This is a genomic window from Pseudomonas frederiksbergensis (assembly GCF_003732705.1).
GTDB classification, from domain to species: Bacteria; Pseudomonadota; Gammaproteobacteria; order Pseudomonadales; family Pseudomonadaceae; genus Aquipseudomonas; species Aquipseudomonas frederiksbergensis_F.
Genome location: NZ_MOBR01000043.1, coordinates 179734 through 191290 on the forward strand (window position 1 = coordinate 179734; position 11557 = coordinate 191290).

An 11557-nucleotide genomic window follows, 5' to 3' on the forward strand; every position below is an offset into this window, starting at 1 on the left:
CATTCCCACGCAGAGCGTGGGAACGATCAGTTACGGCGCGACGTGGTAGGGATTGCGCGGATCATGATTCCAATCCAGAAACGGCTTGCCGGTATCCATCGGCACCATTTCAATGCAATCCGCCACCGGGCAGGTGATCTGGCACAAATTGCACCCCACACACTCATCATCAATCACTTCATATTTATGCGTCCCGTCCGCCTGCTTCAGGCTGGCAATCGCCTGGTGCGACGTATCCTCGCAAGCAATGTGGCAACGCCCGCAGCCAATACACGCCTCCTGATCAATCTTGGCGATCACCTGATAGTTGATGTCGAGGTACTTCCAATCCGTCGTATTACCCACCGCCCGCCCGGAAAACTCCGACACGCTGGCGTAACCCTGGCTGTCCATCCAGCGGGATAAACCGTCCTTCATTTCATCGACGATGCGAAAGCCATGCAGCATCGCCGCCGTGCACACCTGCACCGCGCCGCTGCCCAACGCGATGAATTCTGCCGCGTCGCGCCAACTGCCGATGCCGCCAATACCGCAGATCGGCAGGCCTTGGGTCTGCGGGTCGCGGGCGATTTCGGCGACCATGTTCAGGGCAATCGGCTTCACTGCCGAGCCGCAATAACCGCCGTGGGTGCTTTGATGGCCGACGGTGGGGATGGCGACCATTTGTTCCAGGTTGACGCTGGTGATCGAATTGATGGTGTTGATCAACGACACCGCATCGGCGCCGCCACGGTGGGCCGCGCGGGCGGCGACGCGGATGTCGGTGATGTTCGGCGTGAGCTTGACGATCACCGGCAGCGAGCAATAGGTCTTGCACCAACGGGTCACCTGTTCGACATACTCCGGCACCTGGCCGACCGCCGCGCCCATCCCGCGTTCCGGCATGCCGTGGGGGCAACCGAAGTTCAGCTCGATGCCGTCCGCGCCAGTGGCTTCCACCAGCGGCAGGATGAATTTCCACGACTCCTCGACGCACGGCACCATCAGCGACACGATCAACGCGCGGTCCGGCCAGTCCTTTTTCACCTGGGTGATTTCCCGCAGGTTGATCTCCAGGGAGCGGTCGGTGATCAGCTCAATGTTGTTGATGCCCATGACCTCGCGGTTGGCACCAAAGTGCGCCGAGTACCGCGAAGACACGTTGACCGCCGCCGGGTCTTCACCCAGGGTTTTCCAGACCACGCCACCCCAACCGGCCTCGAAGGCGCGGACCACGTTGTAGGCTTTGTCGGTGGGCGGCGCGGAGGCCAGCCAGAACGGATTGGGGGCTTTGATACCGGCGAAGACAATCGAGAGATCGGCCATTTACGCAGCCTCCACGTTGAGCATGAGTTGGGCGTTGATCGCTTCGGCGGCGAGTTTTCCGTGTTGCACCGCTTGTACGGTCAGGTCCTGATCGAGGCTGGTGCAGTCGCCGCCGGCATACACGCCGGGGATGCTGGTGCGCAGGTTTTCGTCCACCTGAATGCGCTCGCCCTGGCGCTTGAGTTCCCGGGCCAACGGGTCGGCGAGGGCGCTGCCGTCGAAAGCCTGGCCGATGGCTTTGAAGATCGCGTCGGCGGCCAGCTCAAAGGTTTGCCCAGTGGTTTGCAGACGACCTTCGACCATGTGCGTGCGGGCGAAACGCATGCCGCGCACATTGCCTTGAGCGTCGAGCAACACTTCCTCCGGTTGCGCCCATGTCAGCAAGCGCACCTGATTGGCCTTGGCGATGTCCTGTTCATGACCGGTGGCGCCCATGTCCTCAACGCCACGGCGGTAGACCAGATTGACGTCATGGGCGCCGAGGCGGGCCATTTGCACGGCCATGTCGATCGCGGTGTTGCCAGCGCCGAGGACAATGCAATGGTCGGCCAGCGGCAGTTGCGTCAGGTCATCGGCCTGACGCAGTTCGCGGATGTAATCGGTGGCGGCGACCAGGCCCGGTGCATCTTCGTGGTCCAGACCGAGTTGTTTGCTGGCGGCCAGGCCGAGGCCGAGGAACACGGCGTCGAATTGCTGATGCAGTTCGCTCAGGGTCAGGTTCTCGCCGAGTTTCTGTCCGTGGCGGATTTCGATGCCGCCGATTTGCAGGAGGAAATCCAGTTCCTTTTGCGCGTAATCGTCCACCAGTTTGTACTTGGCGATCCCGTATTCATTGAGGCCGCCAGCCTTTTCCTTTGCTTCGAAAATCACCACCTCATGGCCGTGCATGGCGCTGCGGTGAGCGCAGGACAAACCCGCAGGACCGGCACCGACCACGGCGATGCGTTTTCCCGTAGCGGCGGCGCGCTGGAACGGGTGCTCGCTGAAGTGTGCGTTGTCCACGGCATAGCGTTGCAACAGGCCGATCAGCACCGGCGCACACTCATGATCGTTGTTGCGCACGCAGGCTTGCTGACACAGGATTTCCGTCGGGCACACCCGGGCGCAACTGCCGCCAAGGATGTTCGCCGAGAGGATTTTCTGCGCGGCGCCCTGGACGTTTTCCGTGTGGATGTTGCGGATGAACGATGGGATATCGATTTCGCTCGGACAGGCATTCACGCAGGGCGCGTCGTAGCAATACAGACAGCGCGAGGCTTCCAGATGCGCCTGACGGTCGTTGAGCGGCGGCGCCAGGTCGGTGAAATGGCCGGCGAGGGCGGCCGCATTCTCATAGGGATGCGGGAGGTGGTTCAGGGTCTTGATCACGGTTTAAGGCCTCATGTTTTTTGAGGTGTCTGCCTCTGGTGGGCAGTGGGTTTTTTGTTGTCTGGGCCGGCCTCTTCGCGGGCAAGCCTCGCTCCTACAGGGGGACGCATTCCAAATGTAGGAGCGAGGCTTGCCCGCGAAGGCCGAAGGCCTCGATCTCAGCGTTTCACTGCAACTGGTTTATTCAACTCAGCCCGCTTACTCAGCAAATCAAACACCGCCGGATACGCCGGCCGTTCGATATACCGCCCGGCCCCACGCTCGGCGCGCAGGTCGCCATCGGCCCAGACCACGCGGCCCTGGCTGATGGTGTGGCTGGGCACGCCGCGCACGGTTTTGCCTTCGAAGATGTTGAAATCCACCTGTTGATGGTGGGTCTTGGCGGAGATGGTGCGCGTACCTTCCGGGTCCCACAGCACCAGATCCGCATCAGCGCCGACACGGATCGCGCCTTTGCGTGGGTAGAGGTTGAAGATCTTCGCGGTGTTGGTGGAGGTGAGGGCGACGAAGTGCTGCATCGTAAAGCGACCGGTGTTCACCCCTTCATCCCAGAGCACGGCCATGCGGTCTTCGATGCCGGCGGTACCATTCGGGATCTTGCTGAAATCGTCCTTGCCGGCGGCTTTTTGCTCGGCGCAGAAACAGCAGTGGTCGGTGGCGGTGGTGTGCAGGTTGCCGGATTGCAGGCCATGCCAAAGCGCTTCCTGATGACCGCGCGGGCGGAACGGTGGGCTCATCACGTAACCGGCGGCGGTCTGCCAGTCCGGGTGTTGATAGACGCTGTCGTCCAGCAGCAGATGCCCCGCGAGGACCTCGCCATACACAGGTTGGCCCTTGCTGCGGGCGTAGGTGATTTCGTCGAGGGCTTCCTTGGTCGAGACGTGGACCAGGTACAGTGGCGTGCCGATGGTTTCGGCGATGCGGATCGCTCGGCTCGCCGCTTCACCTTCCACTTGCGAAGGCCGTGACAGTGGATGCGCTTCCGGGCCGGTAATGCCCTGAGCCATCAACTTGCGTTGCAGGTGATAAACCAGCTCACCGTTTTCCGCATGCACGGTCGGTACCGCGCCAAGTTCCAGGCAGCGCTCGAAACTCGCCACCAGGGTGTCGTCGGCGGCCATGATCGCGTTCTTGTAGGCCATGAAATGCTTGAAGCTGTTGATGCCGTGATGGCTGACCAGCTCGGCCATTTCCTCGCGTACTTGCTCGCTCCACCAGGTGATCGCGACGTGGAAACCGTAGTCCGACGCTGACTTCTCGGCCCAGCCACGCCACTGATGAAACGCTTCCATCAACGACTGCTGCGGGTTGGGAATCACGAAGTCGATGATCGACGTCGTACCCCCGGCCAGACCTGCTGCGGTGCCACTGAAAAAGTCTTCACTGGCCACCGTGCCCATGAAGGGCAGTTGCATATGCGTGTGGGGATCGATGCCGCCGGGCATCAGGTATTGACCGCTGCCGTCGAGCACTTCGGCTCCGGCGGGAACATCGAGGTTTTCACCAATGGCTTTGATCACGCCGTCGGCGCAATACACATCAGCACGGTAACTTTCATCATGGGTAACAACGGTGGCGCCACGGATCAACAGAGACATTCCGAGTTCCTCGCAGGCATGACCGACTTATGCCGGTTCTAAATGTTTTATATGAAGCTGACGCAAACAGGTGTATTCCTGTCAGCGCTGTCAGGAATAGACGCTAGCTGGAGTTTAACGAATGAGCAAGATTATTTTTTATAAGCTTATATCTGTATTAACTGTATGAAAAATAACGATTAAATGTAGGAATCACCAAAATGGTGAGGCCTCTCACCATTTTGACGCACTTGACAGGATCGAAAAAAAGACCAGATTTCCTATGTGAAATCAGCCGCTTGAGGATGGTCTATGGTTGATGCGCAACTTTGAAAAAAAGATCAATGCACCAGATTGAGTCCTGACTGTTCGGACAACTTGCTGCACATTCCGCCTGAGTGGTGTGGCAAGTAATCGAAGACTCAATAGTTGAATGAATAAAACTGATAAACATCAGTTGTTTAGCAAAGTTTTATGGCACGGCAAGAGGCGCCAGCGGGGACCCCGGCACGTTTATTGATGCCGCCGCTGACACCTTGGCCGGTCCGTAAAAGTTGTCAGTTCCTCCGGCCATCGTCGGCTCGCGCTACCAGGCGCCAGCCCCTGATGAGCAAAAATAATTCAAAGAACAGTGGAGTGGCCATGCAACAGATCAGATCGCAAGTGACCGAGCGCGACGGCTTGTTTGAGCTTGAAGCCGGCACCGACGTCCTCGACAGTCCCCGTTACAACCACGACATGGCACCGACCAAGGTGCACGAACGAACCTGGAACAAATGGCACATCACTGCGCTGTGGATCGGCATGTCGGTCTGCGTGCCGACCTATACCCTCGGCGGTGTGCTCACTGCCTACTTCGGTTTGAGCGTCGGCGAAGCGTTGCTGGCGATTCTGCTGGCCAACCTGATCGTGCTGATCCCGCTGACCCTCAACGCATTCGCCGGGACCAAGTACGGCATTCCTTTTCCGGTGTTGCTGCGCTCGTCCTTCGGCATCCTCGGTTCCAATGTGCCGTGCCTGATTCGGGCGTTGGTGGCGTGCGGCTGGTTTGGCATCCAGACGATGTTCGGTGGCCTGGCCATTCACTTGTTTTTGGGCTCGATTTTCGAAGGCTGGAAATCCCTCGGTGGTACCGGTGAAGTCATCGGTTTCATGATCTTCTGGTCGCTGAACCTGTGGGTCGTGCTGCGCGGCGCCGAGTCGATCAAATGGCTGGAAACCCTGTCCGCGCCGTTGTTGGTGGCCGTGGGCATCGGCCTGCTGGTGTGGGCGATGCCCAATGTTTCGATGACTGAGTTGTTGGCGATCCCGGCCAAACGTCCTGAAGGCGCGAGCGTGGTCAGTTACTTCGCTGCCGGGCTGACGGCGATGGTCGGCTTCTGGGCCACGTTGTCGCTGAACATTCCGGACTTCAGCCGCTACGCCAAAAGCCAGAAGGACCAGATCCTCGGGCAGATTTTCGGCTTGCCGCTGACCATGTTCCTGTTCGCTTCCCTTGGCGTGATCATGACCGCCGCGTCGGTGAAACTGGTGGGCGTGACGGTTTCTGATCCGGTCAGCCTGATCGGCCATATCCAGAGCCCGGTCTGGGTTGCGGTGGCCATGGCGCTGATCATCATCGCCACGCTGTCAACCAACACCGCCGCCAACATCGTCTCGCCGACCAACGACTTCCAGAACATCGCCCCCAAGGTGATCAACCGCACCAAAGCAGTGATGCTCACCGGCCTGGTCGGGTTGCTGCTGATGGGGCATGAACTGCTGAAAAAACTCGGGCTGATCGTCTCTGACGTGAGCCTGGAAACCGTGTATTCCAACTGGTTGCTGGGCTACTCCAGCCTGCTCGGGCCCATCGCCGGGATCATGGTGGTGGACTATTTCCTGATCAAGAAACAGCAACTGGATTTGGCCGGGCTCTATCGCGACGACGTGTACCCGGCGTGGAACTGGTTTGGTTTTATCGCGTTTGGCGTGCCGGTGGTGCTGACCTTGCTGTCGCTGGGTAGCGATGCGTTCAGCTGGTTCTACAGCTACGGCTGGTTTACCGGATCGGCGCTGGGCGGGTTGATTTATTACGGGTTGTGTTCGATGCGCGGCAGCCCTGTTCTGGCCAAGTCCCCCTCGTAATGATCGTTCCCACGCGACCCGTGGGAATGCAGCCCGGGACGCTCCGCGTCCCAACAGCGGACGCAGAGCGTCCATGGATGAATTCCCACGCAGAGCGTGGGAACTATCAGAAAAACAACTGAGGAGATCCCCATGAACGCTGCCGTAGACGTTCTGCAATCCACCCATCAGCACATCAACCGCGACCGCTTGTGGCAGTCGCTCATGGAACTGGCCAAGCTCGGCGCCACGGCCAAGGGCGGGGTCTGTCGCCTGGCCCTGACCGACCTCGACCGCCAGGCTCGGGATATTTTCGTCAACTGGTGCGAAGAGGCCGGTTGCACCGTCACCGTCGACGGCATCGGCAACATCTTCGCCCGCCGCCCCGGCCGCAACCCGAACCTGCCACCGGTGATGACCGGCAGCCACATCGACACCCAACCCACCGGCGGCAAGTTCGATGGCTGCTTCGGCGTACTCGCCGGCGTCGAAGTGCTGCGCACCCTCAATGACCTCGGCGTGGAAACCGAGGCGCCGCTGGAAGTGGTGGTCTGGACCAACGAAGAGGGCTCGCGCTTTCCGCCGTGCATGATGGGCTCCGGCGTGTTCGCGGAAAAATTCACCCTTGAAGAAACCCTGGCCAAGGTTGATGTCGACGGAGTTTCGGTCGGCGATGCGCTGAACGCCATCGGTTACGCCGGCCCACGCCAGGTCAGTGGCCATGCGGTCGGCGCCTATTTCGAAGCGCACATCGAGCAAGGCCCGATCCTGGAAGACGAACACAAAACCATCGGCATCGTCATGGGCGCCCTCGGCCAGAAATGGTTCGACCTCAAACTGCGCGGCGTCGAAGCCCACGCCGGCCCGACCCCGATGCACCTGCGCAAGGACGCCCTGGTCGGCGCCGCCGTCATCGTAGGCGCCGTCAATCGCGCCGCCCTCGGCCATCAACCCCACGCCTGCGGCACCGTCGGTTGCCTGCAAGCCTACCCCGGCTCACGCAACGTCATCCCCGGCGAAGTGCGCATGACCCTCGACTTCCGGCATCTGGAACCGGCGCGCCTGGACTCGATGATCGCTGAAGTGCGCGAAGTCATCGAAACCACCTGCGAGGAACACGGCCTCACGTTCGAGCTGACACCGACCGCCGACTTCCCGCCGCTGTACTTCGACAAGGGCTGCGTCGAAGCAGTACGCGGCGCCGCTCAAGGTTTGGGCTTGTCGCACATGGACATCGTCAGCGGAGCAGGGCACGACGCAATCTTCCTCGCCGAACTCGGCCCGGCCGGGATGATCTTCGTGCCGTGCGAAGGCGGGATCAGCCACAACGAAATCGAAAACGCCGCGCCGGATGATTTGGCCGCCGGGTGTGCGGTGTTGTTGCGGGCGATGCTGGCGGCTTCAAAGGCGATTGCTGAAGGTCAACTCTCGGCTTGAGCTGAAACCCTTCGATTGTTCATGCCCCGACGAGGCGTGAACAATCAATGGCTCAGCGGGTTTCCTTGATGTCGTAGGTGTGCTGGATATGGAAGAACCCGCGGGGTGCCTGCTGGGTGCCCAGTTGCTGATAGTAGGGATACCAATATTTGGCCATGATCCACAGGTATTCCGGGCACGCCGCCCGGGATTCCAGCCCCGGCGTGACATCGAATTGCGCCGTGTTGTAGACCGCTTCCAGCATGGTCGCCCCAGGCATGCCGATGCCTTCGTGGATGGGGTTTGGCGTGCGATCAGCGCCCCAGGCGTAGGCCAGCCAGCGCAGGATGTGCTCAAGACTGTCAACCGGCGAGCGTGAATGCTTGAAGCGTTCAATGGAGTCGCGAATGGTCTGTTGCGGCACCGGCAGTGCAATCACACAGATGTTTTCCCAGTGCGTGGCATCGGCAAAGTGGCTCAAGGGTTGTTCCACCACGCCGTTGCGTTTGGTCGCGAACGCGGCCTGTTCCGGCTGGAACAGTGGCACATGGATCGCCGTGGTCTTGGCCGCCGAGCGCGGGGCCACGTTGATAAACGCGGACTCGGACCAATACGAGGGCAGCAGGTCGTTACGCAAGTGTGATTGCGCCACTCGCAAACGGAACGCGAGGATGTCGATGGCGCCGAACAGCGCGATGAACGACCACGCTTTGGGGTCCAGGTCGAGCTTCTGAATCGCCCGCAGCACCCAGGCGTCATTGCTTTCCTGCTTGGTGCGTCTGAGCTGTACGAAATCCGGGTTTTTATCCTTTGCCGAAGAGTTGCGCGCATGCGCCATGGCAGATCTCCTGTCGGATCGATTCAATAAAAGCGTAAGAGGTAATTGGCGGTGGACTTGGGTTGCTTGAGGCGACTGTCGTTGCTGACACCGAAGAAAGTCACCTGCATGTCAAGGCCAAAACCTGATCGGGTGAATTGCAGCACCGCAATCTGGTTGCCGTTGCACTGGAAGTAATTGTCTTGGGTGGTGCGGGACACGACGAAACTGTTGCGGCTGCCGAACTTGTTCGTCAGGTCTTTTTCTTCCGGCGCTTCGGGGTAACCGGGCCAGTCCTTGCCGCGCAATTTGTCCAGGCCGATGTCTATCACCGAAGAGCGCGCAATCATGGTCGACGGCGAGCAGATCACTTCGTAGAGCATCGGCGTCGGTTGTGAACCGTGGCGAGCCGCACACACGCGGCTCCAATGCACATCACCGGTCAGAAACACTACCGGGATGCCCTGGCTGGCGAGTCGCTCAAGCTGCACCTCGATCAGCTCGAATTGCTGATAGTTGGCCAGGTCGGCATCGACGTATTTTTTGCTGAAGTCCCCGGGCGGTTTGGTAAACAGCGGTTGGCCTGCCGACAACACACCGACCTTGGGCGATTTGTTCTGCTTGGCCAGGATCAGGTCGTCGGCCCATTGCTTGAGCGCCGCCACGGCATCGTCGGGCATCAGTCGGTCGAAGTCTTCGTCGCGCCGGGTACGGGTGTCGAGCATCAGAATGATCAGCGGATCGACTTCGATGCGCTGGAAACCGGGGATGTCCTGGGGCGTCTTTGCGGGGCCGCCTAACTGGAAGCCCGCATACAAATCCATGGCCGTGTCAGACCAGTCCTGCTTGTTGACGAAGGCCAGGGGCGGCAACTGAAACTGGTCCAGGGGGTAGTTGTTCCAGAACTCGTGATCATCCGGGATGCAAGCGGTCGGTGCGGTTCTGAGCACCGATTGCAGGCCACCGGTGCCCAGCGTGTCGGAACACCAGTTCTTGTAATACTTCTGGCCGATCAGCTTTTGCACGCCCTCCAGGCTGAAACGCCAGGACGGAATCACCGGCACGTCCAGGTAAACCTGATCGCCGACCATCAGGCTCAGGTGTGGTTTGAAACCAGAGGGCAGGTGAGCGACGGCGTTTTCCAGGGCCTTGTCATCGCCATTGGGTTGGTAATAGCAGGAGGTCAGCAGAATATTCAGCGGGGCGCCGGTGGTGGGCACTGCGTCGGGCTGGGAAACGAACGCCAAGGGGGAGGTCACGCCATTGGCGACGATCCGAAAACAATGATTGAGACCGGCGCCGAGACGGGGAAAACTGAACACGCCCTGATGATTGAGCGGCTTGCCGGCGGCGTTTTTTACGCCATCGTCGATCGGATACAGTTTTTCGTCGGGGGCGGGTGTGGCCGGGCTCTGAGAGTTCGGGGTCAGGCCGAGAAAAAACGTCGGCAACGCCGGATTATCAATGCCAAACAGGCCAACCCAAAGCTGCACGGTGCCTTTTTCCGCGGGGGTGCTGATCAACGGGCGAGCGACCAGAATCATCGGCTGTCTCCTTTGCCTGCCTGGGTGTCCATACAAAGCCAGGGCCGGACACTGCTTGAAGTCGGGCGGGTGTGTCCATCAACTTTAGAACAGAGTGGGGCGGGTATCGGAAAAAAGATCGAAAGGACTACCGCGTTGTAACCCCCCCGTCAAATTGTGGGAGCGGGCTTGCTCGCGAAGAGGCCGGCACATTCAACATCGCTGTTGCCTGACACACCGCCTTCGCGAGCAAGCCCACAGGGGAAAAAGATCAGCCGCAAAACCTGGGTTCGACCGGGATCAAACTGTGGGAGCGAGCCTGCTCGCGAAAAGGCCGGCACATTCAGTATCTTGGCTGAATGACACACCGCCTTCGCGAGCAAGCCCGCTCCCACAGGTTCTATGCGATTGGGGTTTTCAGGCAGATGCCGCAATCACAAAGTTCGCCCGAGCCCACGTGACAAAATTTGTTGGCTGTCGGCCGGCGACTTTGTTGGCCAGCGCAATGGCGTCGCGCGAGTCTGTGCCGAGGTAGGTGTGGGCTTCGAAGTAGGCGAGCATTTCCCCGACTTCCTTGGCGCCCGGGAACCAATCGGCAAAAACCTCTGGCGGGACTTGTTTGAACGAGAGCGTGTGGCCCTGTTGATTCAACGTGGCGATGACCTCGTTAAAGCTCAGGAAGTCGCCCACCAGCGGCAGATGCTCACCGTGCCCGGCGATTTCCGGCTGTGCGAAGGCGCCGACCACAACCTGGCCGAGTTCGCTGATGTCGCCCATGTGAATGACGCGTTTGTGCGGATCAAGTGGCATCGCCCAGCCCATGCCACCATCCGCTTGCTGCGGGGCCATGACGCCGAGCAGATTCTGATAGAAGAACGGCGCGATCACGAACGTGTGGTGCGCAAATCCTGCCTCTTTCACCACATGGTCGATTTTTGCTTTGTCGGTGAAGTGCGGGACATCGAGCTTACCGTGGCTGATCGTTTCCACGTTCGGCAGTGTCGACCAGATGAAATGCTGAACGCCGGCCTCTTTCGCCGCCTGAACGGCTGCGAGTGCTTGCGCGCTCTCGTCCGAGCCCGGCTCCCAGAAATTGGTGACTAGAAAAACCCCGTGTGCGCCGGCAAACGCGGCTTTCAGGGTTTCTGGACGATTCAAATCCGCCAGCACCACTTCTTCAGCCAATTGCGGATGGCTGGCTGGATTGCGGGTCAATGCGCGAACCTTGAATTGACCGCTCGCTTGCAGTGCGCGCACTACGGCACCGCCCTGATGGCCGGTGGCGCCGACGACGGCGATGAGTTTTTTGCTGTTTGTCATGTTCGTTCTCCAATGAATGGTTTCGGTTCGGTGCATGGCTTCAGGCTGACCCCTCCCATCACCAGGGCAAGCGGCCGTGGGTGAAAAGCTCGGTGGTTGAACATTAGGTTTTGGCCGATTAGTTG

At 59.9% G+C, this 11557-nt stretch carries 8 protein-coding genes; 2 read left to right on the forward strand and 6 right to left on the reverse strand.

Going from position 1 to position 11557, the window contains the following annotated elements:
- Positions 1-30: 30 nt before the first annotated feature.
- From preA to hydA, 3 genes are all read right to left on the reverse strand, one after another.
- Positions 31-1305 carry an NAD-dependent dihydropyrimidine dehydrogenase subunit PreA gene (gene preA / locus BK667_RS31005; protein WP_123508657.1) on the reverse strand — a complete coding sequence of 425 codons (1275 nt, stop codon included), beginning with the start codon at positions 1303-1305 and terminating at the stop codon, positions 31-33.
- Entirely contained in the window at positions 1306-2673 is a 1368-nt protein-coding gene (locus BK667_RS31010) for an NAD(P)-dependent oxidoreductase (RefSeq protein ID WP_123599868.1), read from the reverse strand.
- Positions 2674-2831: 158 nt separating this feature from the next.
- Positions 2832-4271 carry a dihydropyrimidinase gene (hydA, locus tag BK667_RS31015; protein WP_123599869.1) on the reverse strand — a complete coding sequence of 480 codons (1440 nt, stop codon included), beginning with the start codon at positions 4269-4271 and terminating at the stop codon, positions 2832-2834.
- A 621-nt stretch (positions 4272-4892) separates the two neighbouring features.
- Here hydA and BK667_RS31020 point away from each other — a divergent pair.
- Positions 4893-6377, forward strand: coding sequence for an NCS1 family nucleobase:cation symporter-1 (locus BK667_RS31020; protein WP_123508654.1), 1485 nt, complete (start codon positions 4893-4895; stop codon positions 6375-6377).
- A 132-nt stretch (positions 6378-6509) separates the two neighbouring features.
- Positions 6510-7793: a Zn-dependent hydrolase gene (locus BK667_RS31025; protein ID WP_123599870.1), complete on the forward strand. Its 1284-nt coding sequence runs from the start codon at positions 6510-6512 to the stop codon at positions 7791-7793.
- 52 nt (positions 7794-7845) lie between these two features.
- Here the strand turns inward: BK667_RS31025 and BK667_RS31030 are convergent, their stop codons facing one another.
- From BK667_RS31030 to BK667_RS31045, 3 genes are all read right to left on the reverse strand, one after another.
- Positions 7846-8610 carry a hypothetical protein gene (locus tag BK667_RS31030; RefSeq protein WP_123508652.1) on the reverse strand — a complete coding sequence of 255 codons (765 nt, stop codon included), beginning with the start codon at positions 8608-8610 and terminating at the stop codon, positions 7846-7848.
- A 23-nt stretch (positions 8611-8633) separates the two neighbouring features.
- Positions 8634-10133 carry a metallophosphoesterase family protein gene (locus BK667_RS31035; protein ID WP_123599871.1) on the reverse strand — a complete coding sequence of 500 codons (1500 nt, stop codon included), beginning with the start codon at positions 10131-10133 and terminating at the stop codon, positions 8634-8636.
- A gap of 396 nt (positions 10134-10529) precedes the next feature.
- Positions 10530-11432, reverse strand: coding sequence for an NmrA/HSCARG family protein (locus tag BK667_RS31045; RefSeq protein ID WP_123599873.1), 903 nt, complete (start codon positions 11430-11432; stop codon positions 10530-10532).
- Positions 11433-11557 lie beyond the last annotated feature (125 nt).

What these genes read in the sequence shown, in the direction of transcription:
- BK667_RS31020 (WP_123508654.1), top strand. Translation starts at nt 4,893, where the DNA reads ATGCAACAGATCAGATCGCAAGTGACCGAGCGCGACGGCTTGTTTGAG.
- hydA (WP_123599869.1), bottom strand. Translation starts at nt 4,271, where the DNA reads ATGTCTCTGTTGATCCGTGGCGCCACCGTTGTTACCCATGATGAAAGT.
- BK667_RS31035 (WP_123599871.1), bottom strand. Translation starts at nt 10,133, where the DNA reads ATGATTCTGGTCGCTCGCCCGTTGATCAGCACCCCCGCGGAAAAAGGC.
- BK667_RS31025 (WP_123599870.1), top strand. Translation starts at nt 6,510, where the DNA reads ATGAACGCTGCCGTAGACGTTCTGCAATCCACCCATCAGCACATCAAC.
- BK667_RS31030 (WP_123508652.1), bottom strand. Translation starts at nt 8,610, where the DNA reads ATGGCGCATGCGCGCAACTCTTCGGCAAAGGATAAAAACCCGGATTTC.
- preA (WP_123508657.1), bottom strand. Translation starts at nt 1,305, where the DNA reads ATGGCCGATCTCTCGATTGTCTTCGCCGGTATCAAAGCCCCCAATCCG.
- BK667_RS31045 (WP_123599873.1), bottom strand. Translation starts at nt 11,432, where the DNA reads ATGACAAACAGCAAAAAACTCATCGCCGTCGTCGGCGCCACCGGCCAT.